Below are 22,571 nucleotides of genomic sequence, written 5' to 3'. Positions count from 1 at the left end.
TGCGCACGCATGGATTGCGGGTCAAGCCCGCAATGACAAAAGAGAGGGGGATGCTTCGAGTCGAAAAAGCAGAGTCGTTACGAGAAACCGGCGGGCGGGCCGGTGTCTCGGCCTCAAGCCGGCCGGTACATCTTGAACAGCTGCCCGGGGCCGACGCTGAAATAGTCGCCCGGCCCGCCGCCGCGCAGTATGTGTTCGGCGCCGGCCGTGTCGTACACGCCGTTCTTGAGCAGGCGCTCGGCGATGTGTACCGCCACCACTTCGCCCAGCACCAGCCAGGTCGGCACTTTCACGCCATCGGCACCCTGGAGCTGGACGATCTGCGTGGTGCGGCATTCGAACGACACCGGGCTTTCCTGCACGCGCGGCACCGAAATCACCCGCGACGGCGCTGGCGTCAAGCCCGCCAGTTCAAACTCGCTGACCTCAGGCGGCACGGCCGCGCAGGTCTGGTTCATGGCCTCGGCCAGCGGTCGCGTTGCCAGGTTCCAGGCAAATTCGCCGGTCTGCTCGATGTTGCGCACCGTGTCCTTGTAGCCGACGCTGGCAAAGCCGACGATGGGCGGCGTGTAGTTGAAGGCGTTGAAAAAGCTGTAGGGCGCCAGGTTCAGGCTGCCGGCCGGGCTGCGCGATGAAATCCAGCCGATGGGGCGCGGCCCGACGATGGCGTTGAACGGGTCATGCGGCAGGCGGTGGCCGCTGCGCGGTTCGTAGAAGTGGATGGCATCAAGCAAGGAAAGTGCTCCGCAGTGGGGTGAAAGGACAGGCGCAGCACGCACCTTACCGCAGCCCGCCCTGCCCGTCTGTCGCTCCTGCGGCGCCCCGGCTAGCGGCGGTTCGGAATATCGGGCCGGGGGTCGAAGCGGTCGGAAATGCCGTCGCCGTCGCGGTCCCCGCTGCGGCCGCGTTCCGCGCGGTTGGGCGCGCCGCCCTGGTTCGGGTTGCGGTCAACGCGGTTGGGAACGCCATCGCCATCGCGGTCGCGGTCCACGCGGTTCGGAATGCCGTCGCCGTCGCGGTCGCCCTGGCCACGGCCCGGACGCGGACCGTGCGCAAAAGGCCTTCCCGGGCGCGGCCCCGGCACGATGACCACTGGCGGCGGTGGCGGAGGACGGTAGTAGCCGCGTGGGTAGCCGCCAAACCCGTCGGAGCGGTAGATCGTGCCGCCGCCCTGGATATACACCGGCTGCTGGATCACCTGGGGAGCCGGTACGTCGTAGCCGTAGTTATCGTAGCCAGGCGCCGGATACACCGCGCAGCCAGTCAAGCCGGCGGCCGCGCAAAGCACTAAAAATGTTTTCATGAAAAGCTCCCGTCACCGCCTGCCAAAGCCGGCAGGCCGCTGCATTGTGGCCTTGCGAAGTGTCGCAGCGATGTGATCCTGTCAAGAAAACATGTCCGGCCGTTACCAGATGTAGTTTGACTGCCTTGCCTGATCTGCTATATTTTAAATAGCTATATACGCCCGTGCTGATTGCGCAAACGGCCTGTTTCATTAAAAATTCGGCCGCCGATGCCGGCGTCATCTCCTGCCGGGCGGAACCGACGCCGCCGCAGCGCGTCTGACCACGGAACCCCGGCCGCACGATCTCCGCACACCACAAGGAAACCGATGAATCGCAGACGCATGCTGACACTTCCCGCCTGGCTGCTGGCCACCGGCGCCGCCGGCCCCGGCCTTCCTGGCGTACACGCTGCCGGCCAGCCCGGCTACACCGTGTCCACCGGCCAGCTGGAGCAGGCCGTTGCCCAGCGGTTTCCGCTGCGTTACCCGGTTGGCGGGCTGCTGGACCTCAAGCTGATGACGCCGCGCCTGCGCCTGCTGCCCGAGCTGAACCGCCTGGGCACCGAAATGATGGTCGAAGCCGCCGGCCCGGCGCTGGGCCGCCCCTACAGCGGCACCTTCGACCTGGATTTCGCGCTGCGTTACGAAGCCCGCGACCGTACCCTGCGGGCGCACCAGCTGCGTGTCAATGCACTGCGTTTTCCCGACCTGCCGCCCGGCCCGTCGGCGCTGCTGGACGCCTACGGCCCGGCGCTGGCCGAGCAGGCGCTGGGCGAAGTCGTGCTGCACACCCTGCGCCCGCAAGACCTGGCGCTGCTAGAGCCCATGGGCCTGCAGCCCGGCGGCATCACCGTCACGCCCAGGGGGCTGGCGGTCAGCTTCGTTCCCGCGCAGCCACGCTGAAACGACGCACAGCGCGGCACGGGAAAACACCCCCGCCAGTCGTCCAGGCTCGGCAAGATTTTTCCTGCCCGCACATCCGTCAATGGCCGGCAAGGCGAGTTTTTCGGCGCGCCAATACTTCGGCAAGTGGCTTCAATGCCTCGCCTCTACTTGTCCCGAATGATCGCAACCCGGAGGAACCCATCCCATGACGCACACGCCTGAAAAACCAACTTCCCGCCCTGTTCGCCCACTCGGCCGCGCGGAGGTGGCCCTGGCGGCTTGCGCGCTGGCCGTGTCCAGCTTTCCCGCCGGGGCGCAAGGCGTCAGCGGGTCTTCGACAGCCGGGACCGGCACGGCCAGCCGCGCCGGCGCCATGGTGTCGCAGGGCGACAGCAAGATGATGACCGACCTGGCGCAGGCCAACATCGCCGAGATCGAAACCGGCAAGCTGGCGCTGGAAAAATCCCGGAACGAGCAGGTCAGGAAGTTTGCGCAGCACATGATCGACGAGCACACATCCGCCCTCAAGGAACTGCAGACGCTGGCGCAGGCCAAGGGCGTCACGCTGCCCGATGGCGCCGACCTGAAGCACAAGACCATGGCCACCGCCCTGAAAATCATGAGCGGCAACACTTTTGACAGCCAGTACATGAAGCGCGCCGGCGTTGGCGACCACCAGCAAACCATCGGGCTGCTGCAAAAGACCCAGAAAAACGCCCGGGACCCCGAACTGAAAGCCATGGCTACCAAGATGCTGCCCACCGTGCAGGCGCATCTGAAAATGGCGCAGGAAGGCGTCGTCGCCTTGTCGGCTAAAAAATAGGCTGACGCTGCTGCGCGGCCCCATTCGCAAGTCGTTTTGCCATGCCTTCTACCGCCCAGCCATGGCGCTATTGCCATGGGCTGCCTTTGCGGGTCCAGGCCGGCGGCCGTGGCGGGGTTCGGAGCGGCTGCATCGGTGTCCGCCCTTTCATGTTCATCGCAAAGCACCCTGAGCGGCCCAGCACTTAAAATACGGCGACTTTTGTAAGCAGCCGTGACGCCGGCCGGCGTTTTATGGCAAATAATGCAGTGCAACAGGTTTTTGATTCTCACCAGGCAAAGGCACGCTCATGGACTCCTCTACTCTTACCGTTTTGATCGCCGTCGCCGGCCTCGCTGCAGGCTTTTTGGTGTGCTGGCTGCTCATGCGTGGCCGTAGCGCCGCCCCGGCACCGCAGGCCAAGCCAGAGGCGCAAGGCGAACTGGCGCAAGCCAGGGACCGTATCCGCCAGCTGGAGGGTGAACGCCAGCTGGCCGTCAAGAACTACGAAGACCTCAAGCACGAGACCGCCCGGACGCGCGACGTGGCCAACGCCGTCAAGAAGGACAGCGCACCGCCGGCCGAACACGTCGCCCAGGTCAACGCCCTGCAGGCGCAACTGGCCGCGCTGCAGGCGCAGGAACAGGCCACGCGCGCCGACGCCGCCAAGGCCAGGTCCGAAGCCCTGGCCGAGCAAGCCCAGGCCAAGGACTACTTCCGCTCGCTGGAAAAAAACCAGCAAGCCGCCGCCGCCAGCGCCCAGGCGCTCCAGCTTGAAGCCGACCGGCTGCGCCAGGCACTGGACAAGGCCCACGCAGAACAGGGCCGCGTGCTGGCGCTGGAGCAGGAAAACGCCGCGCTCAAGCGCGGCGCCGCCGCCGTGCCCGCTTCAGCGCAGGCAGCGCGTCCGGCCACCGCACCGGTGCAGGCCACGCAATTGCCCGCGCTCGAAGAACAGGTTCTGGCGCTGCAGAATCTGGAAAAAGCCATCAAGAAAGAATTTCAGTTGTTGTCCGAACTCCAGCGCAACGTCACCCTGACGTCCGCCACGCGCCACGAGTTCAACGAAAGCCCTGAGTCACGCACCGGCAGCGCGACAGCCGCCTGAAGGCGGTCAACCGGCCAGGCTGGCGGGCTTACTGCTTGCCGTCGCGCACCAGCCGCACCGCGCCCGGGGAGTTACGCTCCCCTTCCCCGGCACTGCCTTCGGTAAAGGCCACATACATGAAGTAGCCCCGCCCGATGCCGCTGGACGACCAGAAGCGCGCGACCGGCGTGGCCGGAAAGGCCACCGGATCAATCGCCGCCTTGCCCTCCTCGGCTTCGCGCACCGCCACGATGCTGGAGAGTTCCTTCAGGGTCGGCAGGCGCCACGGCTTGCCAGAGGTGGCCGCGCTCTTGGCGCGTGCCTCGGCACCGAAAAAATTGGAAAACACCGCATTGTTGGTGCAGGTAGTGCCCTTCCATTCCATGCCCTCGGCGCAACGCCGCCACACCAGGCCGGTCTTGCTGTCGGCGATTTCCTGGCCGTCCGGCGACGGCGTGTAGCGCGGTGCCGCCATGGCAGGCGCAGGCATCAGGGTACCCAAAACAAGGGATAAGCCAAAAATTCTGGCCGTCAGGGCGTGCAACTGCATAGTGAATCCTCCATGAACCCGCCCATCGACCAAGGCGTGACTCTGGATGCTAGCGGCCTTTTTATAAGGCGCACCTAGGGAAATCACGTAAACACCGCCGGACCCTGTCAGCCAACCAGCACCAATATTCGTGCATGATGTTCGTCACAAAATGTTAATAAAAGTGACTTTCTGATGGCAATTCTTATTCCTGCGATGGGCAACTGCGCATCGCGCATGACCAGCGGCGAGCGCCGGCTGGCCGAGCGGCTGAGCGCCGCCCACCAGGAAGGCCATGCCTGGGGCGACATGGCCGTGATCTGCCGGCGCTACGACGAAATGGACGAATGCGCTTATGCACTGAACCGCGCCCGGCTGCCGCACCAGGTGCGCAAGGGCGCGGGCAGCTTTCACCCCAACGAAGACACGATCAAGGTACTAACCATGCACGCCAGCAAGGGGCTGGAGTTTCCGGTGGTGGCGCTGGTGGGCGTGGGGCAGATGCCTGCGGCGGGCGAGGACGAGCGGGAGGAGGCTCGGTTGTTTTATGTGGGGGCGACTCGGGCTATGCAGCGGCTCATGATCACCGTGAATGGAAGTGGGCAGTTTGGACTAATGTTGGAATAACGAAAACGTAGCAGCACATGATTTTACTGCTGATTAAAAAAATTTAGTATTCGAAGTGCTTATATAAAAAGCCAAAAATAGAGATTACAAGAAAAATGCTTGAAATTAACTACGAGAAACTTTTTCTCCATATAAAAAATGAAAGCACGAAGCAAAGTTATATGCAATCACTCTATTTCTATGGCGATATCTGCCATGGAAATATACAATAAACCAAATTTCGCAAATCGGGAGCAGATATTTACCATACTTATGGTTGCAGCATGGGAGTCTCTGCTTAAAGCAAAAATTATAAAAAATGCCAATAACAAATTAAGCGCTATTTATGTTAAAAATAGCTCTGGACGATATAAGAAAAATAGAAATAATGCATACTTAACCATTAGCATAGATGAGGCATGCAATAAATTTGATTTTTCGAAAAATTTAATCTCCAACATTCAGGCGCTAATAAGAGTTCGCGATGCCGCAATACATCTTACAGCTGACTCAGTGGCACTACCATACCTTGCTTACATTTTAGGTGCAGCATCACTTAAAAATTACTCAAGACTAATTTCAGAATGGTTTGGTGTAAATCTAAATGAGTATAATTTTTTCATACTTCCCCTTGGATTCAGCTACCCTTTTAAGTCTCTTACATTAGCTCAGGTGAAGTGCGAACCTGAAACTATCGCGCTAATTATTAACGATCTAGAAAGAGAACGCCAATCTGCAGCAAATGATGATGGCTATTTTCTTGTTTGTGAAATACAGACAAGCTTAATTTCAGCTAAAAGAATTAGTGAAGAAACCGGATTCACTACCAAAGTTGACCCAACAAATAAAGAAGCAATTATTATTAATCAAAAAGTTAATTTAATTGATCAATACCTTTATTCTTGGACTGATGTATTAGATAAACTCAAAAAAGAAATTAACCATATTAATCACAACCATCTAAATCAATTTATCAAAGACCAGGACATCAAAAACAACAAGAAATATTCAGCATATAACTTTAGAAATAAAGAAGATGAACGTCGTGGGCCTTCTAAAGCAACATCAGTACTTTATAACGATGAATTTATTGCTTTTGCTCTCCAGTCGCTGAAATCGGTTTGTTGAGCCGATGGGCAAGACCACGCCCATGAAATTGGTAACGATTGCTCCCCAAGCCGTCAAGCACGCGGCGGCCGGTCTTGGAAAATCGGTATGAAATCGGGATCAGATTCCAATGCTGTTCACTTAAGCTGTTCGCCCTGATTCTGTCAAAGGAGCTTGTCGCGTAAACAAAGCTTCGACACGCTCAAATCGGACGGGTTTGGGTGTCTAACTGAACAGCATTGGCCACGGACATGGGCGGCCTCTTCAAGCGCTTCTTCAAGTGCTTCGAAGACCGAGACAGCATCAATGTACTGGCGCGAAATGGAGGCACTTGTTTCAAGCATTTCGGCATGTTGCGCAGTTTTATAGTTTTATGCCGAATATTTATACAAAACAGATATTTATAAACATTTTTAATGCCTTGTATGGGACATATTCAGTCAGAAACATTCCCCGCCCACTCCGCAAGTTTCTGCTGCAACTCTTCCTTGCTCGGCAAATAAAGCTGGTATTCCCGCGCATGGATGTTGGCGTCTTTGGGCAGGGTGATTTCCACCAGCGCCTCGTGCTTTTTCTTGCAGAGCACAATGCCGATGGTGGCGCTCTCGGCGTCGGTTTTGACGTAGCGGTCAAAGTAGTTGACATACATCTGCATCTGGCCCAATTCCTGGTGGGTGAGCTTGCCGATTTTCAGGTCGATCAGCACATAGCAGCGCAGCAGGCGGTTGTAGAAAACCAGATCGACGAAAAAATGGTCGCCGTCAAAGGTAAAGCGCTTTTGCCGGGCCTCAAACAAAAAGCCCTTGCCCAGTTCCAGCAGAAAATGCTCGATCTGGCTGATGATGGCGCCCTCCAGGTCGGACTCGGAATACCGGGCCTGTTCGGACAAGCCCAAAAACTCCAGCACCAGCGGCTCTTTGAGCAAGTCCTGGGGCCGGCTGACAATTTGCCCCTGTTGGGCAAGCTGGCGAATGCCGTCTTTGTCGCGGCTCAGGGCCAGGCGCTCGTACAGGCCGCTGTCGAACTGGCGCTTGAGTTCGCGCACGGTCCAGTCCTGGCTGGTGGCCTCGATTTCGTAGAAGTCGCGTTCGTCGGCCTTCTTGATGCCCAGCAGGAATACGTAATGCGACCAGCTCAGGCTGAACGGGCGTTTTTCAGGCGCGGCCAATTGGTCAGACGCCGCCTGACCTATCCGTCCCTTGCTGGTGTCGAATAGGTCAGACGCTGTCTGACCTATTCGGTGGGCGTTCAGTACATAGAACTGGCGCATGGACTTGAGATTGGTCACCGAAAAGCCGCTGCCAAACTCGGCCGTCAGGCGTTCAGCCAGCCGTTTCAGCACTTCTTTGCCGTACTCCGCGCGACGTTCACCCTGCTGTTCGTGCGCCACGACGTGCCGGCCAATCTCAAAATTGGTACGCACCTGCACCAGATCAACGCCACGCGCAACCGTGTTGCGGGCGGTCAGGACCAGCGAGCGGATGCTGGAATACAGCGTCAATTCCGCATCTGGTGCTGCGGACGCCGTGGGAGGCACTTTTTTCATGGCTGATCCTGATTTAATTTGATAGCTGCTTACGCAGGCTGAATGTGCGCCAGAGCCTGATTTGACTCAAAAAATTCACTCTCGCACTCGCCACCACGCCCGTCAAACAGTTTTAGAAGTTGCTTACGCCGCCTGCCACAGCAGCGGCACCGGCGCCGCGTGCAGTTTCTCGTCAAACGGGGTGATGCGGTCATGGTCGTGCAGCACCAAGCCCTGCACAAATTTGTCGCCCACGGCCTCTTGCAGCTTGCGCAGGCCGCGCAGGTCTTGCGCGCGCACGGTGGCCGATGCCTTGACCTCAATCCCAATGACGCGCCCGCGCCGGTCTTCCAGAACCAGGTCCACCTCGTCTTGCTCCTTGGTGCGAAAGTGGGAAATGCGCAGACGCATCCCGGACCAAGTGGTGAGCTTGAGGACTTCGGACACGACGAAGTTCTCCAGCAACGGACCATAGGCGGTGCGGTCTTTTTGCAGCTGGGCGGCGGTGACACCCTGCAGCGCGGCCAGCAAACCGGTGTCCAGAAAATGGAGCTTGGGCGTTTTCGTGAGGCGGCTGACGGCGTTGCTGGACCAGGGCGGGACTTGGCGCGTCAGAAACAGGCGCTCCAGAATGCCCACATATTTCTGCGCCGTGGGCGTGGTCAGCCCGAGGGCCGCGCCATAGCTGCTGTGGTTGACCAGTTGCCCGGCGTGGGCGGCCAGCACGTCGAGCAGGCGCGGCATGCGGTCCAGCTGGTCGATGTTGGCGATGTCGCGCACATCCCTGTCCAGAATGAGCGCCACATAGTCTTGAAGCCAGGCCTGGCGGCGGTTGACGCTGGTGCGGCGCAGCGCCTCGGGGTAGCCGCCCTTGAGCACGCAATCCATCAGATCGTCACCCACCAGAGGACTGCTAACTGCGGGCAAACCGGCGCCGTCAAACAGGCGATCCAGCAGGTCTCCTGGGGTTCCCGCCAGTTCGGCCTGTGCAAAGGGCAGCAGGGTAATCACTTCGAGCCTGCCCGCCAGCGAATCGGCGACGAGGGGCATGGCCATCAGGTTGGTGGACCCGGTCAACAGGAAGCGCCCCGGCGTTTGGTCCTTGTCCACGCTTTCCTTGATGGCCAGCAACAGCTCTGGCGCGCGCTGCACTTCGTCGATGACGGCTTGCTTCAAGCCACGCACGAACCCGGTGGGGTCTGACCGCGCCGCCGCCAGGGTGGCCGGGTCGTCCAGCGTGAGGTAGGGGCGGTCACGGGTTGCATAGAGCCGGGCCAGCGTGGTCTTGCCCGCCTGCCGTGGCCCAACGAGCAGCACCACGCGCGTGTCTTGCAAGGCGGTCGCGATCTTGCCCTGAACGCGGCGGGTGATGGCGGCGCTGGATGGGGGCGGGAAAGCAGTGGTCATGGCTTGGGCGCTATGGGTGAAGATGCTTGGCTAATTAGAACTTGGATTCAGACCAATCTAAAATCAAACATTGTCTGATTTAAATTAAAAACAGCATTTGAACGGAATTTCAAGAGTCTGGATACCCGCATTCGCGCATAAGCGCTAACCTAAAAATTATTCCATTCGTCAATCTTGAGTTTTCGTTTTCGAGGCGGCTCGGCCAGACGATAGCGCACGCACCTCCACTGGGTAAGGGCCTGCACAAGTGACAAGGCCGGCAGCACGGCGCGACACAGCAACTCATGCATCAGCGAGAACCCCCGCCACAGGCACGGACTTCTCGTTTTCGTTCGCGCCCTGCTCGCCAGTGGCGCTGCGGTTGCCAGTGAGTTCGATGTAACCCCAGGGGGGAAAAGCCTCGCCGGCGACCCGCAAGGCATCAATGAGAAGCGCCACCAAAAGCTTGCCCTGTAGCCACGCGCGAGCGGCCCGGGGGTCATGCTTTTTTAGATGTCCCAGCCCGGCTAAAGACTTCAGCCGCTTGAACACCAGCTCAATTTGCCAGCGCGCCCGGTATAAATCGAGCACCTCAGCGGCGCTTAGCTCGTCGCCAACGGTTGTGAAGACCAGCACATAGTCGGCCGCCAGCAGCGTGCGCGGCTGCAGCTCGGTGCCATTGCGCTGGCTTTCGCGCGTCACGCGCTGGCGCGCCTTGAGCGCCGAGGCGGCGTCTTTCTTGACCGCGCACAGCCGCCCCGCAATCAGGCGCTTGCCGTGGCTGACGTAGGCGGGCCATGCACCGCACTGCCCGGTCTCCAGTGCGCTGACGCACTCAAGAATCCCCAGCGGCTGGCCTTGCGCGGTTTTTAGCGGCAAGGTGACCAAATTGGTACGCACCACCACGGCGCCTCCCGCATCGTGGACATGGGCCACGCCCGGCGGGTTGGCAAAACCCCGGTCTGCGACCAGTACCTCTCCAGGCAGAACCGTAAAGCGGCGCAGCGTCTCTCCCTCTTTGCTGGTGCTGACAATGACCTCGTCGGCGCGCAGGCTAGGCCACTGCACGGAGTAGTGCAAGCGCCACTTGGAGCCGCTCGCGCCAGGCTCGCTGACCATGGTGCCATCGACCAGGCGGATGCAGTAGTTGCCCCAACAGGGCCGCAAGGCCTGGCTCGCCTTGAGCGCGGCCGGCATCCACTGCTGGCGTAGCTGGCTGCCCATCCATTCAAACCAGCTCGCGCAGTGACGCAGGCGCTTCAAAACAGCAACATCGCTGAGCGCGGCGATCCCGCCCAGGCGTGCCCGCTGCGCAGTCTCCCGCAAGCCGCAGCCCTGAGCAATGTGAATGAGCATGACGCGCAGCAGCGCTGCTGCATCCGCGACGCCTCGCGTGCGCCTGAGCGCGTGCAGCTCACGCGCCTTGGCTTGCCAATGCTCGGGCAGCAGGCGCTCTATCGCCGCCCAGTCTTCGTCAGCCAGCTTTGACGGCACGCTTTGCTCTTGCCGTGTTGAAGAGTCCGCTTGTTCGGTGTGAAAAACCATGCCTGCATTATCTCTGATATCTGCAATGACCCGTATATTAAGTTAGCGCTTATGCGCATTCGCGGGCATGACGCAGGGAAGTTATGGCTGACCGCCTTTAATGCTGAAAACGCCGTGGAAAGCCATTTTTCATGGCTGATCCTGATTTAATTTGATAGCTGCCAGCGCACACTCCACAAGCACCAGCAGCCTATTTGGCACACAACTCATACCCCGTACTGCGCCCACCGCCCTCCAGCTTGCGCAGCACGCCGCGCGCCAGCAGGTCGTTGATGTCGCGCAGCGCGGTGTCGGCAGAGCATTTGCCCAGCGCGGCCCACCTGGCGTTGCTGAGCTTGCCTTCAAAGCCGTCCAGCACGCGGTTGAGCACCTGGGTTTGCCGCGCGTTCATGGGCGTGCCGGCCCAGCGTTGCCAGAACAGGGCCTTGTCCAGCACGCCGGCCAGCGTGGCGTCTGCGCCTTGCACGGCGCGCAGCAGGCAGCCCAAAAACCAGCCGAGCCAGGGCGTCACGTCCAGCGGGCCTTTTTGGGTGGCCTCCAGCTGGTCGTAATAGTCCATGCGTTCGCGCTGTATCTGGGCGCTGAAGCTGTAGAAGCGCTGGCTGGTGCCCTCGGCGCGGGCCAGCGCCATGTCGCCCACGGCACGGCTGATGCGGCCATTGCCATCGTCAAACGGATGCAGGGTGACGAGCCATAGGTGGGCCAGTCCGGCCTTGATCAGGGCGTCGCCCACGGGGGCAGCCTCGAACCACTGCAGGAACGCATCGGTTTGCGCAGGCAATGTGCTGGCAGGCGGTGCGGTGAAATGCACTTTCTCCCGCCCCACAGGGCCGGACACCACTTCCATGGGGCCGCTGGCATCCGTGCGCCATGCCGCCACGGTGATGCGGACCCGGCCGCTGTAGCCGGTGGGAAACAGGGCGGCGTGCCAGCCAAACAGGCGCTCTGCCGTCAGAGGCTGGTCAAAGTGGCGGGTGGCGTCCAGCACCACATCCACCACGCCGTCCACCTGCCGGTCGCTGGGGGCCAGTGCGCCAATGTCCAGCCCCAGCCTGCGGGCGATGGACGAGCGCACGGCGTCCAGTCTGAGGCGTTCGCCTTCGATCTCGCTGGTTTTGATGACTTCTTGCGTCAGCACCTGCAGGGTGGCCTGTTCGCGCTGAGCCATGCCCAGCTCGGCCATGCGCCCCATGAGCTGGCCTTGCGCGCGATGCACCTGGGCCAAGGGCGCGGCCAGTGCGGCAAAGTCACAGGTGAGGTCTGGCCAGTCGGGCAGTTGCCAGATGTAGCGTGGATTGCGGGGTGGGCGATGGGGGCGCATGCGGTGATTGTCGCGCTTATTCGCTGCAATTTGTGCGGCGAATAGTGCCTGAATACGGCTCACAGCCGTATTTCCAAATGACTTTTGCTACACATTTAATAGCTGCTTGTACATATTGCATAAGCGACAAAGGCATTTTTTACTTAAATAGTAGCCTGAAAACAAGCGCTGGACGGCAGCGCGCGGCGATGGCGGCCTGTTTGGCCGTCGCCTGTCTGTGTAACTGCCCAAGCGGTGTCAGCGCCAGATGTAATGGCCCTTCACCAGGCGGCCGTGTGACCGGTGGGCGGGCACCCATACCTTGTGCTTGTGGTTCTTTTTGTATTTCGTCACCTGGACGCTGTGTACTTTGGCGCTGCCTGAATCGAAATTGACCGTACCCGCCTGGGCGGCTGACGCGGCGAAGGAAACGACCAGCGCGGCGAGCGAAAGAAATGCTTTGTTCATGTCGATGTCTTGGTGAAGTGTTGGGGAAACCGTTGCGAAGCCACTGCAGTATCAGGGGCCGGTGTAAAGAACTAGACTTGGCCTTGACCCGCCATCCATTACCATTCCCCCGGCCCCATTTCGCCCATTCCCGGGCACCCAACGGAGAAAACAATGTTCAGTCACGTCATGCTTGGTGTCAACGATCTTGAGGTTTCAAAGAAGTTTTACGACGCGCTGCTCGGCACGCTGGGCATTGCGCCAGGGGTGGCCAACAAGAACCGGTATTTCTACCGCAGCCCCACCGGCACCTTCGCCATCACCACGCCGATCAATGGCGATGCCGCTTGCCACGGCAACGGCAGCACCATCGGCTTTGCCGTGCAGTCGGCCGAGCAAGGCGACGCCTTCCATGCGGCCGGCGTCGCCAACGGCGGCACGACCTGCGAAGACGCCCCGGGGTTTCGTGACTCCCCGATGGGCCAGATCTACCTGGCATATTTGCGCGACCCCGACGGCAACAAGCTCTGCGCGCTGCACCGCCCGGCCCCATAAGGCGCGCTGCGATCAATTTGGCCGGCCCGGGAGCTGGCCTTGTCATCGGATTGACCCGACGTGGCCTGGATAATTTGTAGCCGCACTTTTTCTGCCTGATGCGTTGCAGACCGAGAAAGTGGGGTCACAGAGATTGGGGCAGATTCCAATTCAATCCACGTGGGAACGTGCCCTTCGGCCCGGCAGTTACAGGCGTGGCCCGCCTCGGCCACAGGCCGCTACTTCTTGCGGCATTCAAACGCCCCTTCGTCCCGCACGGCGTTGTCCACGTCAATAAACCGCCACATGGCATTGCCTGCCGACAGCGACAAACGCATCACGCCGAAGGTTTCCAACTGCTTTTCGCTGCCCGCGCGTACCGTAGCGTGCGCGTAAGTTTCTGCGCCGCCGGTGCCCACTACAAATGAGCGCATGCCGCCGGTGGCGGACAGGGTGCCGTCTGCGGTCATGGGGGCAAAGCGCTCGTATTGGTGCTCGTGGGATTGCAGCACCACATCGGCCTTGGCCTGGTCCAGGATGTCCCACATCGCGGTCATCTTGGTATTGTCGCCATCGGGGGCCGAGGTGAACCGGGCGTGGTGCCATGCCGCCGCCACGCAGGGCTGGGCGGTGGCCAGCTCCTGCTTGAGCCACTGGGCCTGGACTGAAGCGGCTGTCGCATCGATGTTGCTGTTCAGCGCAAACACGGTCCAGCCGTTTTGGTCAATGCGGTAGTAGCCTGTGCGCTTGCCATCGGGGTTGGCCTTGGCACCAAAATAACCGAAGTAATCATTGCTGTCGCCACCTTCATAGTCGTGGTTGCCTGGAATTGCGAAGGTTTTGGCGATAAACCGGCCCCAGGTTTTCTCATAGCAGTCGGTGTAGCCAAGGTTGGAGCCGGCCAGAAAATAGGCATTGTCTCCAAGCGTCAGCACGTTGGAATTGCTGCCCGCGTCAGCCAGCTGGCGTTCGACCAGCTTTGCTGTCTTTTCGGCAGCCGTGTCACGCGCAGGCCGAAGAAAACACTGCGCAATGTCGCCTGCCGTCATCAGCTCCCACGGCGTCGTGGGGTTGGCCTGCAAGACCGGAGGCGTGATGCCGCCGCCGTCGCCGCCCCCGCAGGCCACCAGCGCCGCGCCCACCAGCGCGGCCAGCAAGCCGGATCGAACTGCCCGCGTTACGTCGGGCCAAAAGTTTTTGCGCATGCCGTGGTCTTTCTCAAGTTCTGCCGTGGGTGATGCGCTGCATGTTAACTGGCGTGTTCGGCAAATTATTTGATATTGAATGCGTAGCAGCCATGGCCGTACGCTGGCTGGCCGCGCGTGGCGCGCGTCCCGCTGCTACAGTGCGTCCGATGTCCAGCCAAGCCGCCGTCCCTTCCGCCGAATTGCCCCATGCCCTGCCGCACGCCGTTCACCGCCTGCGCAGCGCCCGCCTGGCGCGCAGTTCCAAACCCTTTCTGGCCCGTGGCGGTCCGCGCGGGGAGCGCTGCGCCGGTTGCCGGCTGCTGCCGAGCCACTGCCTGTGCGCCCTGCGCCCGGACGTGCCGGTGCATGCGGGCGTGTGCCTGATCATGGCCGACATCGAGGCGCTCAAGCCGAGCAACACGGGCTGGCTGATTGCCGATGTGGTGGCCGACACGTTTGCCTTTGGCTGGGCGCGCACCGAGGTGGAACCGGCGCTGCTGGCGCTGCTGGCCGATCCGCAGTGGCAGCCCTACCTGGTGTTTCCGGGGGAGTTCGTGGAGGGCGGGCGCGTGGTGTCGGCGCTGCCCGCCGCCGATCCGCAGGACGGCCGGCGGCCACTGTTCGTGCTGTTGGATGCCACCTGGCCCGAGGCGCGCAAGATGTTTCGCAAGAGCCCCTACCTCGACCATTTGCCGGTGCTCAGCCTGCAAAGCGAGCAGCTGTCGCGCTACCGGCTGCGCCGGGCCAAACGCGCGGACCATTTCTGCACCTCGGAAGTTGCTGGTCTGTGCCTGGAACTGGCCGGTGAGCCGCATGCGGCGCAGACGCTGGAGGCTTACCTGGACGTGTTCACCAGCCACTACCTGAACGCCCGGCAGCAGTTGCCCGTCGATGGCGACGACGCGGCGCACCAGCGCCTGCGCGGCCTGCACCTGCCGGGCGGCACGGGCGCTGGCGCTTGAAGTGAAGTTGGCGTCAGCGACAATCGAGCCCAATCCCAAGGCAACCTCGCCTTACCTGAAAAGCAGCCACACCATGACCGAAGACCTGAACCGAAAGAATGAACTGAAGAAGATGGAGCTGTGCGTTTCGTGCGCCGGCATCCAGCGTAACTGGCGCAAGGCGCCGGGGCATCCCGAGCTGGTGCAGGGCGGCAACCGCCAGGAAAAGCGCGGCGCCAGCCTGGTCACCATCACCAGCTACCGCTGCGACCGCTGCGGCACCGCGTGGGAATACGAAAACAACCGGGCCAACCAGCAGGCCGGCTGGTCGGTGGTGGGGCGCTAGGCGGCGTTCACGGGTTTTTTTCCGCCTTTGTCATTGCGGGCCTGACCCGCAATCCACAGCACCTTAACCAAGCCACGGCCAGACAGCGGCTGGAGTTCACCGCACGTTTAACGGCGCACACATGGATTGCGGGTCAGCCCCGCAATGACAGGGAACGCACCGAGGCGAGCAAGACGGCCGGCGTCCTGCGGCGCTTGGCGGCGCTTTTACTTTGCGCTTCTCCGGCGCGGTGACCTGCTTCACCGCCATGGACTTGCGCTGCGCGGCTGCAGACGGGCAGCCTTGGGGCCAAAATGCGGGCTGCCGTGGGGCCTTCGTCCCGCTTTCATCCCCTCAGGAACCCGAATGCACGATCTTGCCGTCTTTCCCGTGACCCAGAAATGGCCCGCCCGCCACCCTGACCGGCTCCAGCTGTATTCGCTGCCCACGCCCAACGGCGTGAAGGTGTCGATCATGCTGGAGGAAGCCAAGCTGCCCTACGAGGTACACCTGGTCAGCTTCGAAACCCAGGACCAGATGACGCCGGAATTCCTGTCGGTCAGCCCGAACAACAAGATTCCGGCGATCCTGGACCCGAACGGTCCGGGCGGCAAGCCGCTGGCGCTGTTCGAGTCAGGCGCGATCCTGCTCTACCTGGCCGACAAGACCGGGCTGTTCATTGCGCAGGACGCGGCCGGCCGCTACGAAACCATCCAGTGGCTGATGTTCCAGATGGGCGGCATCGGCCCGATGTTTGGCCAGCTGGGCTTCTTCACCAAGTTCGCCGGCAAAGACTACGAGGACAAGCGCCCGCTGGGCCGCTACGTCGCCGAAGCGCGGCGCCTGCTCGGCGTGCTGGACCGGCGGCTGGAAGGCCGCGACTGGATCATGGGCAAGCACTACAGCATTGCCGACATCGCCATTTTTCCGTGGGTGCGCAACCTGATCGGCTTTTACGAGGCCGGGGAGCTGGTGGGTTTCGACGACTTCGCGCAGGTCAGGCGGGTGCTGGCGGCTTTCGTCGAACGGCCGGCGGTGGTCAAGGGGCTGGCCATACCGAAACGGGCCTAGGCCTCGGGCTTGACCCAGGTGAACACGCGCACCGGCGGCACGTTGACGACTTCCCATGTCTTTTCCGGCGGGCCGAGGTAGGGCGACACAAAGCCCGATACATGGGCGCGCACCTGGTAGGCGACAAACCGCCCGCCCGGGCGCAGCACGCTGGCCACGCTGGACGCCACCCGGTCCGAGACCTCGGGCGGCATGGTGGAAAACGGAATGCCCGAGATAATCGCATCGGGCGCGGGCAGCCAGCGCGCTTTCAGGAACTCGGCCAGGCGCTCGGCGCTGCCGAGTTCGACATTGAAGCGCGGGTCGTGGATGGACGCGTGCAGGCGCTGGTGAAATTCGCTGTCCAGCTCGATCGCCAACAACTGGGCGTTGGAAGACATGGCGCGCAGGAACGCCGAGGTCGTTCCGCCGGTGCCCGGCCCCAGTTCCACCACCATGCGCGCGTCGCAGAGGCGCGCGCTGCGCACCAGGCGCTGCTCCAGCTGGCGCGAACTCGGGATGATTGAGCCGACCTGGGCCGGGTTGCGCATAAAGCCGCGAAGGAATAGGAAGCTGCCTCGCAATTGACCAAAAGCCGGAAGGTTGGAAGGTGCGGCGACATGGCTGGCCTGCCCTTCAACGCGTTGCTGGTTCATGGTGCGAGTCCTGTATGGGCTGTTGTGTTTTCGGTCAGGGCTGCGTTGACGATGCGAAGCCGTCTCCCCGAAGCTTCGCTGAAGCGCTGCCGTCTGTTTTTATTCTGGAGCAGCCGGGTCGGGGCGTTTGTCAGACGTTGCCTTGTCAGCATGGGTACATTCACCCACCGGATGGGGTCCGGCTGGCGGCTGGCCGGGAATGCAGCTGGCGTTAACGATTTATTGACGCTATTTTTTTAATAGCACTAAACCCTTTTCGGTCAAGCGCAAATGCCTGTTTTTATCATTATTTACCGTGCCATCCACGCGCTTGGGGCTGAAGCAGAGCGCACCTGCACCGCAGTCGGGTTTCAGCCTACAAGCCGGACATGGCGGGCACGCTAAGCTAGAGCTTTTCGCGTTATCCCCGCCATCCATTTTTTTCCTTTCTTTCCCATGAAGCTCAAAGCTGCCTGTTCCATCAGCGTGACCGCTGCCTCGGATTGCCCCATGGTGGCCATGCTGCGCCCGCGCAGCGGCCCGGCGCAATGGGTGGTCAGCGAACGCTACGACCTGCACCCCTGGGCGCCGGTGGACGAATATGCCGACGGCTACGGCAACCTGTGCCAGCGCCTGGTCGTGCCGAAAGGCCAGATGCATATCCGGGTCGAAGTGCTCATGGAGGTCGAGGACCACATCGCGGTGGCGCCTGACGCGCCCATGACGCCCATCACCGCGCTGCCCGCCGACGTGCTGCGCTACCTGCTGCAAAGCCGCTACTGCCCGTCGGACATGATGCAGGACCAGGCGCTGACCGTGGTCGGCCGGGCGGCGCCGGGCTATGCGCAGGTCGAAAAGATACGCGCCTGGATTCAAAAAAACCTTCAATACCGCTACGGCGTCAGCACCGCCAGCACCGACGCGCTGGACACGCTGGAGCATGGCGCGGGCGTGTGCCGCGACTTTGCGCATGTCGGCATCGCCCTGTGCCGCAGCCTGCAGATTCCGGCGCGCATGGTGGTCGGCTACCTGCACGGGCTCAAGCCGATGGACCTGCATGCCTGGTTCGAAGCCTTCGTCGGCGGGCGCTGGTACACCTTCGACGCCACGCAGGACGCGCCGCGCGGCGGCCGCATCGTGCTGGCCTACGGCCATGACGCGGCCGACGTGGCGTTCATCTCCGACTACGGGCTGCAGCCGCTGCAGCTCGACGACATGCACATCGAGGTGATGGCCGCCGATGACACCCTGCCGCCCGATTCCGGCCTGGACGACCCAAACGACGACTAGCCGGGTGGCGGGCTGCGCAGTCGCCGCCCGCATTGGCAATTCCCATGAAAAAAGCCCATGGCGCACAGGCGGCGCCACGGGCTTTTCAACGGCCGGAAACAATGGCCGGAAAAAGCGATCAGTCGGCGATGGTCAGCACGTTGTTGGCAAACGTGATCTGGTCAGCGGCGGCCGGCGTCGTCTTGATCGGCGGCACGTTGGCGGCCGTGATCGGATTGGCGGCAGCGCCGGTCAAGCCGCGCGGCACGGTGCGCACCACCTGGCTGGCCGGCAGCGCGGCGCCGGACTTCAGGTTGGCATACATCATGTCCATCGCCTGGATGAAGTAGCGGTGCAGCGGCACCAGGCGCTCCGGATAGCCCGGGAAGGCGAGGAAGGCGTCGAAATGCTGGGCATTGGTGACCTCGATGTATGACAGCTTGCTGCTGTTGCCTTCGACGATCTTGTTCATGCCGTAGTAAGGCCGGCCGGTGAAGGCCACCGGCAGCAGCGTGTCGGCGCGGCCCTGCACGATCAGCGCCGGCTTGCCGCGCAGGTTGGCGCTGCGCACCACTTCCTTCATGCCCTGCTGCACGCGCACCGCGTTGGCGCTGGTGCCGGTGGCCAGTTCACGCATGCACAGCGCGCCGGCGATGTTGTAGTCCTGCACACCACCAGCCGACAGCGACGCGGCATCGAGCAGCGGCCCGCCCAGGCTGTTGTTGTTGACGATGTTGATGCCGATGGTCGGCGGCACGCCGTTGGACGCGCCGAACGAGGTCGCCAGCGACGCAGCATTCGCCGCCGTCGGCGCACCGGTCGCGCCGGTGGCGCCAAAGCTGTAGCCGCACAGGTTGTCCTTGACGCTGAAGCGGCCGTAGGTGTTGGCATAGGTCAGCCCGACCGACAGGGTGGCAAACGAGTAGTGCGACGCCTGCAGCACATTGCTTTCAGGCTGCCAGCCGGCCTCGATCAGCTTGGCCATGGCGCTGGCGGCCTGCTCGGCGGTCGTGGTGCCGGTGACCAGGCCGTTGGTTTTGAGGGCGCTGCAGCGGCTGGCGGCAATCACCGGGTTGATGGTGGTGAACGCATTCGTGGTGGGTGACACCAGCGCGGCGCAGGGCTGCAGCAGGTTGGCCAGCGTGAAATAGTCGTACAGCTGCTTGCCGGTGCCGACCAGGGTGGTGGCGCCGCGCCTGACGCTCAGCCGGCTGTCGGGCGCCAGCTGGACTTCGGGCTCGGCCACGGCCACGCCGCTGATCAGGCCCTGGGTGTCCTGCTCGGCCGCCGCCAGCGCCGAGCCGGCGCCGTTGGACACGCTCGAAGCAATCACGATGGTGTTGGCCGGCGTGAGCTTTTTCAGGTGCGTCACGCCGTCCCTGGCCAGGTCGCCGTATTTTTCATTCAGCACGAAATAAGCGAATTCGACCGACTGCAGCGTCCACTTGCCCCAGTCCTTTTCCGGATTCTGCTGCGAATGCGCATGCTTGACGGCAAAGCGGTTCGGCGTGGCCGTGTTGAAGGCGGCCAGTTCGGCGGCGCTCAGTTCGGCGGTGAAGATCGAGTTCTTGCCGGCGGCAGTGGCATCCGTACGAACGCCGTTCTGCCCATTGACGGTGTTGTTCTGCAGGTCGTGGATGCCGGTGCCGGTGCCCTTGTCGGTGTAGGCCACGGCGCAGCCGTTTTTCAGGCCCCACTCGCCCGACGAGCCGATGGCGCCATACACGCCGCGCGAGCCGCTGGAGGTGCCGGTGACGATGCACGCATTGGCCGGGTTGAAGGTGGCCGGCACCTGGACCAGCATGGTGATGTTCTGCTTGCCCGTGCCGTCATCCGAATAGGCGATGTATTCGGTTCCGGCGATCTTGCCTTCGCTGGTGGTGATGACGCCCTTGGCATCGACGTTCGGACCGTACAGCGTGCCGTAGCCGCCGGCCGCGCTGATGTCGAGGATGGCGCGGTAGTTGTTGAAGATGGCGAGCCTGCGCAGTTCGGCGGCCGTAGGCTTCAACGGGTCGGCTGGCTTCAGTGCCGCCTGTGTGGAAACGTCGCCCAGCCCGGCCTTGCCCAGGCCGGCGGTCAGCAGGTCGTCGCTGTTGCCGTCATAGCTGGCGGTGGCGATGGCGCCCAGGTAGCTGGGCTTGATGTTGGTGCTCTCGAACGGGTCGCTGCCTCCGCCGCAGGCGCTCAGCGCCAGGACGGCAGCGGCCAGCGCGCTCAGCTTCAAGGGGGTGTTCTTGCGTGCAATGGTCATGTCTCGCCTTCTTGTGTTGATTTGTTCGTTCATCGACTTTTTACACACACACCTGTTCAAAGCAATCTGGCGCTTTCCGCCAGCTTGTCACTCAGGGGTGCGAAGCCTCAGCAGCCCGAATCCATTCGGAGTGACCTGTTGAAGTCAGCTGCATGATGGGCTGCAACACAATGCGTTTCAATTCCGTACGACTACTTACCGGGGTAAGCGAGCTTGACGGCTCCGGAAAAAAGCAACCGGCTCCATTTCCGGAAAAATCGCCAATGCCGGTGCCCGGCCGCCCATCGGCGGCCTCTCCAGCCGGCCCGTCGAGCGGCTTGCGTCAATAGGCTCGGGTGAATCCGCCGTCGTGCTGAAGGTTGATTCCCGTCATGTGATCGGAAAACGCCGACAGCAATCCTTCCACCGCAGCCCCCACCTCTTCAGGTGCGCCGTACTTCCTGAGCGGAACATTCGAGGTTTCCTCGGCAAGGCGCTGTTCGAACGTGACGCCGGCGCTGGCAGCGCGCTTGTCAAGCGACGTGGCATAGCCGGGCGTGAGCGTTCCCCCCAGGGACAGGGTGTTGACGTGGATCCCCCGCTCGCCCAGGGCGAACGCCAGGGTTTTGGCCTCGGCCAGCCAGGCGCAGCGGATCACGTTGCTCGAAGCGTAGTGGCCCAGGACCTGGACCGACGAGATGCCGGAGATGATGACCACCTTGCAGCGCTTGCCGTTCGCCGGATCGGGCTTCATGGTCGCGATGGCGGCCGCGAGCAGGGACAGCGGTCCGACAAAACTGTTCTGCAAGATCTCGCGCCATTTGTCGCTGTCGGGAAGCGGGTCGTTGGTGGGAGGATCCTGGGGCGGCATCAGGACCACGCCGTCCAGCACCATGTGCCGGGTGTTCAATTGCCCGGCAAACTGCCTGACCGAGTCGTCGCGCGTCATGTCAACGCCCAGCCATGAGTAGCTGCCGGCAGGAAAGTTTTGGGACAATTCGTTGCAGAGCTTTTCAAGCCTGCCGGTGTCGCGCGCTGCGAGGACGAGGGAGCAGCCGGCCTTCGCCAGCCGCCTGCAGACAGCCAGCCCAATACCGCCGGTCGCGCCTGTCACAAGAACCGTTTTGGTGATGCTACTCACGTCGTTCTCCTTGCTCTGGGTCCTTGCTCAAGGCCGGGGGCTTGGGCAAAGAGCCGTGTTGCACTGGCATTTTCTGCATGGCACTTTGCGTCATGACATTGTGCAATATCAGAAAGTCGGGCACCACTTTGCCGAGCTACCCATCTTGGGTTTATGGCGCGAAACAGTGCTTGCGCACGGTGAATGACCTTGCCCTGCCCGGTTTTTGAATTTCAGGCAAATTTCGTCCATGCTTTTTCAGCCACCCCCTGGTGCCGACCGGCGCACGGCTCTTCGCCAGTCCGCACGCGCATTGGCCGCCCTGACGGCGGCTGCGACGTGGTGGCCAGGGGCGCTGGCGCAACCGCGCCCACCGGCGCCACCGCAGGCCATGCCCATGACACCCCAGATCGACACCCGCCCGATTCCTGCCACCGGCGAAGCACTGCAGGTCATTGGCTGCGGCACCTACATCGGCTTTGACGTGGCGCCGGGCAGCCCGGGCTATGCGCAGTTGCCCGGCGTGCTCGACGCGCTGTTTGCCGCCGGCGGCTCGGTGCTCGACAGCTCGCCGATGTACGGCCGCGCCGAAGCCACGACCGGAGAGCTGCTGGCCGCCGCCGGCAGCCGCGACAAGGCCTTCATCGCGACCAAGGTCTGGACCAGCGGGCGCGAAGCCGGCCTGGCGCAGATGGAGCAGTCGTTCGCCCGCCTGCGTACCGAGCGCATCGACCTGATGCAGGTACACAACCTGGTGGACTGGCGGGGGGCGC

24 protein-coding genes are annotated in these 22,571 nt (G+C 62.1%); 12 read left to right on the top strand and 12 right to left on the bottom strand.

Annotated features, from left to right (window positions below):
• Positions 1-113: 113 nt before the first annotated feature.
• Positions 114-734 (bottom strand): flavin reductase family protein, encoded by a 621-nt coding sequence (locus EC86_RS0117005; RefSeq protein ID WP_029526984.1) that lies wholly within the window; start codon positions 732-734, stop codon positions 114-116.
• Positions 735-826: 92 nt separating this feature from the next.
• A complete protein-coding gene (locus tag EC86_RS27865) occupies positions 827-1,303 on the bottom strand; it encodes a hypothetical protein (RefSeq protein WP_084181414.1) in 477 nt (158 codons plus the stop codon).
• Between the two features lie 324 nt (positions 1,304-1,627).
• Between EC86_RS27865 and EC86_RS0116990 the strand changes: the two genes are divergently transcribed.
• The 3 genes from EC86_RS0116990 (at position 1,628) to EC86_RS0116980 (ending at position 4,080) form a co-directional block, all read left to right on the top strand.
• Complete coding sequence (locus EC86_RS0116990) at positions 1,628-2,188, top strand: DUF1439 domain-containing protein (protein WP_232229926.1); 561 nt, start codon at positions 1,628-1,630, stop codon at positions 2,186-2,188.
• Between the two features lie 187 nt (positions 2,189-2,375).
• Positions 2,376-2,993 (top strand): DUF4142 domain-containing protein, encoded by a 618-nt coding sequence (locus EC86_RS0116985; protein WP_029526980.1) that lies wholly within the window; start codon positions 2,376-2,378, stop codon positions 2,991-2,993.
• Positions 2,994-3,282: 289 nt separating this feature from the next.
• Complete coding sequence (locus EC86_RS0116980; protein WP_156955344.1) at positions 3,283-4,080, top strand: hypothetical protein; 798 nt, start codon at positions 3,283-3,285, stop codon at positions 4,078-4,080.
• Between the two features lie 28 nt (positions 4,081-4,108).
• Here EC86_RS0116980 and EC86_RS0116975 read toward each other — a convergent pair whose 3' ends face one another.
• Entirely contained in the window at positions 4,109-4,609 is a 501-nt protein-coding gene (locus EC86_RS0116975) for an Lcl C-terminal domain-containing protein (protein WP_084181412.1), read from the bottom strand.
• Positions 4,610-4,783: 174 nt separating this feature from the next.
• Between EC86_RS0116975 and EC86_RS0116970 the strand changes: the two genes are divergently transcribed.
• Together EC86_RS0116970 and EC86_RS27860 are read left to right on the top strand one after the other, a co-directional pair.
• Positions 4,784-5,215 (top strand): 3'-5' exonuclease, encoded by a 432-nt coding sequence (locus tag EC86_RS0116970; RefSeq protein WP_084181410.1) that lies wholly within the window; start codon positions 4,784-4,786, stop codon positions 5,213-5,215.
• Positions 5,216-5,353: 138 nt separating this feature from the next.
• A complete protein-coding gene (locus EC86_RS27860) occupies positions 5,354-6,322 on the top strand; it encodes a DUF3644 domain-containing protein (protein ID WP_084181408.1) in 969 nt (322 codons plus the stop codon).
• A gap of 415 nt (positions 6,323-6,737) precedes the next feature.
• On the opposite strand, the gene EC86_RS0116965 is transcribed toward EC86_RS27860, so the two are convergent.
• The 3 genes from EC86_RS0116965 to EC86_RS0116955 all read right to left on the bottom strand — a co-directional run bounded on the left by EC86_RS0116965 (position 6,738) and on the right by EC86_RS0116955 (position 10,706).
• Positions 6,738-7,847 (bottom strand): PDDEXK nuclease domain-containing protein, encoded by a 1,110-nt coding sequence (locus tag EC86_RS0116965; protein WP_051676016.1) that lies wholly within the window; start codon positions 7,845-7,847, stop codon positions 6,738-6,740.
• A gap of 123 nt (positions 7,848-7,970) precedes the next feature.
• Entirely contained in the window at positions 7,971-9,233 is a 1,263-nt protein-coding gene (locus EC86_RS0116960; RefSeq protein ID WP_036772318.1) for an ATP-binding protein, read from the bottom strand.
• A 282-nt stretch (positions 9,234-9,515) separates the two neighbouring features.
• Positions 9,516-10,706 carry an IS4 family transposase gene (locus tag EC86_RS0116955; RefSeq protein WP_198026729.1) on the bottom strand — a complete coding sequence of 397 codons (1,191 nt, stop codon included), beginning with the start codon at positions 10,704-10,706 and terminating at the stop codon, positions 9,516-9,518.
• A 30-nt stretch (positions 10,707-10,736) separates the two neighbouring features.
• On the opposite strand from EC86_RS0116955, the gene EC86_RS29535 reads away from it, so the two are divergent.
• Entirely contained in the window at positions 10,737-10,907 is a 171-nt protein-coding gene (locus EC86_RS29535) for a hypothetical protein (protein WP_198026809.1), read from the top strand.
• Between the two features lie 40 nt (positions 10,908-10,947).
• On the opposite strand, the gene EC86_RS0116945 is transcribed toward EC86_RS29535, so the two are convergent.
• Both EC86_RS0116945 and EC86_RS0116940 read right to left on the bottom strand, forming a co-directional pair.
• Complete coding sequence (locus EC86_RS0116945) at positions 10,948-12,078, bottom strand: Fic family protein (RefSeq protein ID WP_029526973.1); 1,131 nt, start codon at positions 12,076-12,078, stop codon at positions 10,948-10,950.
• A 237-nt stretch (positions 12,079-12,315) separates the two neighbouring features.
• Positions 12,316-12,525, bottom strand: a complete 210-nt coding sequence (locus tag EC86_RS0116940) for a hypothetical protein (RefSeq protein ID WP_029526972.1) — start codon at positions 12,523-12,525, stop codon at positions 12,316-12,318.
• A gap of 153 nt (positions 12,526-12,678) precedes the next feature.
• On the opposite strand from EC86_RS0116940, the gene EC86_RS0116935 reads away from it, so the two are divergent.
• Positions 12,679-13,059 carry a VOC family protein gene (locus EC86_RS0116935; protein WP_029526971.1) on the top strand — a complete coding sequence of 127 codons (381 nt, stop codon included), beginning with the start codon at positions 12,679-12,681 and terminating at the stop codon, positions 13,057-13,059.
• Between the two features lie 218 nt (positions 13,060-13,277).
• On the opposite strand, the gene EC86_RS0116930 is transcribed toward EC86_RS0116935, so the two are convergent.
• Positions 13,278-14,243 carry a metallophosphoesterase family protein gene (locus tag EC86_RS0116930; RefSeq protein ID WP_084181404.1) on the bottom strand — a complete coding sequence of 322 codons (966 nt, stop codon included), beginning with the start codon at positions 14,241-14,243 and terminating at the stop codon, positions 13,278-13,280.
• A gap of 149 nt (positions 14,244-14,392) precedes the next feature.
• On the opposite strand from EC86_RS0116930, the gene EC86_RS0116925 reads away from it, so the two are divergent.
• The 3 genes from EC86_RS0116925 (at position 14,393) to EC86_RS0116915 (ending at position 16,562) form a co-directional block, all read left to right on the top strand.
• Positions 14,393-15,187, top strand: a complete 795-nt coding sequence (locus EC86_RS0116925) for a tRNA-uridine aminocarboxypropyltransferase (protein ID WP_051676188.1) — start codon at positions 14,393-14,395, stop codon at positions 15,185-15,187.
• 73 nt (positions 15,188-15,260) lie between these two features.
• Complete coding sequence (locus EC86_RS0116920; protein WP_029526968.1) at positions 15,261-15,512, top strand: hypothetical protein; 252 nt, start codon at positions 15,261-15,263, stop codon at positions 15,510-15,512.
• Positions 15,513-15,857: 345 nt separating this feature from the next.
• The gene (locus tag EC86_RS0116915; protein ID WP_029526967.1) at positions 15,858-16,562 is read left to right on the top strand and encodes a glutathione S-transferase N-terminal domain-containing protein; all 705 of its coding nucleotides are present in this window, start codon (positions 15,858-15,860) and stop codon (positions 16,560-16,562) included.
• Here the strand turns inward: EC86_RS0116915 and EC86_RS0116910 are convergent.
• Complete coding sequence (locus tag EC86_RS0116910; protein WP_029526966.1) at positions 16,559-17,197, bottom strand: class I SAM-dependent methyltransferase; 639 nt, start codon at positions 17,195-17,197, stop codon at positions 16,559-16,561. The genes EC86_RS0116915 and EC86_RS0116910 overlap by 4 nt on opposite strands.
• A 435-nt stretch (positions 17,198-17,632) precedes the next feature.
• Between EC86_RS0116910 and EC86_RS0116905 the strand changes: the two genes are divergently transcribed.
• A complete protein-coding gene (locus EC86_RS0116905) occupies positions 17,633-18,466 on the top strand; it encodes a transglutaminase family protein (RefSeq protein ID WP_029526965.1) in 834 nt (277 codons plus the stop codon).
• Positions 18,467-18,584: 118 nt separating this feature from the next.
• On the opposite strand, the gene EC86_RS0116900 is transcribed toward EC86_RS0116905, so the two are convergent.
• Complete coding sequence (locus EC86_RS0116900; RefSeq protein WP_029526964.1) at positions 18,585-20,699, bottom strand: D-(-)-3-hydroxybutyrate oligomer hydrolase; 2,115 nt, start codon at positions 20,697-20,699, stop codon at positions 18,585-18,587.
• Between the two features lie 322 nt (positions 20,700-21,021).
• Positions 21,022-21,819 (bottom strand): SDR family oxidoreductase, encoded by a 798-nt coding sequence (locus EC86_RS0116895; protein WP_029526963.1) that lies wholly within the window; start codon positions 21,817-21,819, stop codon positions 21,022-21,024.
• 370 nt (positions 21,820-22,189) lie between these two features.
• Between EC86_RS0116895 and EC86_RS29990 the strand changes: the two genes are divergently transcribed.
• A partial coding sequence (locus EC86_RS29990) for an aldo/keto reductase (protein WP_408633907.1) occupies positions 22,190-22,571 on the top strand: 382 nt, incomplete at its 3' end.

Source organism: Polaromonas glacialis (assembly GCF_000709345.1).
Taxonomy (GTDB): Bacteria; Pseudomonadota; Gammaproteobacteria; order Burkholderiales; family Burkholderiaceae_C; genus Polaromonas; species Polaromonas glacialis.
This window is presented reverse-complemented; position numbering and strand designations above follow the sequence as displayed.

Bases quoted from the DNA above. Each gene is read 5' to 3' on its own strand.
- EC86_RS0116920 (WP_029526968.1), top strand. From the start codon at position 15,261: ATGACCGAAGACCTGAACCGAAAGAATGAACTGAAGAAGATGGAGCTG.
- EC86_RS0116910 (WP_029526966.1), bottom strand. From the start codon at position 17,197: ATGAACCAGCAACGCGTTGAAGGGCAGGCCAGCCATGTCGCCGCACCT.
- EC86_RS0116965 (WP_051676016.1), bottom strand. From the start codon at position 7,847: ATGAAAAAAGTGCCTCCCACGGCGTCCGCAGCACCAGATGCGGAATTG.
- EC86_RS0116985 (WP_029526980.1), top strand. From the start codon at position 2,376: ATGACGCACACGCCTGAAAAACCAACTTCCCGCCCTGTTCGCCCACTC.
- EC86_RS27860 (WP_084181408.1), top strand. From the start codon at position 5,354: ATGAAAGCACGAAGCAAAGTTATATGCAATCACTCTATTTCTATGGCG.
- EC86_RS0116975 (WP_084181412.1), bottom strand. From the start codon at position 4,609: ATGCAGTTGCACGCCCTGACGGCCAGAATTTTTGGCTTATCCCTTGTT.
- EC86_RS0116900 (WP_029526964.1), bottom strand. From the start codon at position 20,699: ATGACCATTGCACGCAAGAACACCCCCTTGAAGCTGAGCGCGCTGGCC.
- EC86_RS0116915 (WP_029526967.1), top strand. From the start codon at position 15,858: ATGCACGATCTTGCCGTCTTTCCCGTGACCCAGAAATGGCCCGCCCGC.
- EC86_RS0116945 (WP_029526973.1), bottom strand. From the start codon at position 12,078: ATGCGCCCCCATCGCCCACCCCGCAATCCACGCTACATCTGGCAACTG.
- EC86_RS0116960 (WP_036772318.1), bottom strand. From the start codon at position 9,233: ATGACCACTGCTTTCCCGCCCCCATCCAGCGCCGCCATCACCCGCCGC.
- EC86_RS0116980 (WP_156955344.1), top strand. From the start codon at position 3,283: ATGGACTCCTCTACTCTTACCGTTTTGATCGCCGTCGCCGGCCTCGCT.
- EC86_RS0116940 (WP_029526972.1), bottom strand. From the start codon at position 12,525: ATGAACAAAGCATTTCTTTCGCTCGCCGCGCTGGTCGTTTCCTTCGCC.
- EC86_RS0116990 (WP_232229926.1), top strand. From the start codon at position 1,628: ATGCTGACACTTCCCGCCTGGCTGCTGGCCACCGGCGCCGCCGGCCCC.
- EC86_RS0116970 (WP_084181410.1), top strand. From the start codon at position 4,784: ATGGCAATTCTTATTCCTGCGATGGGCAACTGCGCATCGCGCATGACC.
- EC86_RS0116905 (WP_029526965.1), top strand. From the start codon at position 17,633: ATGAAGCTCAAAGCTGCCTGTTCCATCAGCGTGACCGCTGCCTCGGAT.
- EC86_RS27865 (WP_084181414.1), bottom strand. From the start codon at position 1,303: ATGAAAACATTTTTAGTGCTTTGCGCGGCCGCCGGCTTGACTGGCTGC.
- EC86_RS0116930 (WP_084181404.1), bottom strand. From the start codon at position 14,243: ATGCGCAAAAACTTTTGGCCCGACGTAACGCGGGCAGTTCGATCCGGC.
- EC86_RS0116925 (WP_051676188.1), top strand. From the start codon at position 14,393: ATGTCCAGCCAAGCCGCCGTCCCTTCCGCCGAATTGCCCCATGCCCTG.
- EC86_RS0116935 (WP_029526971.1), top strand. From the start codon at position 12,679: ATGTTCAGTCACGTCATGCTTGGTGTCAACGATCTTGAGGTTTCAAAG.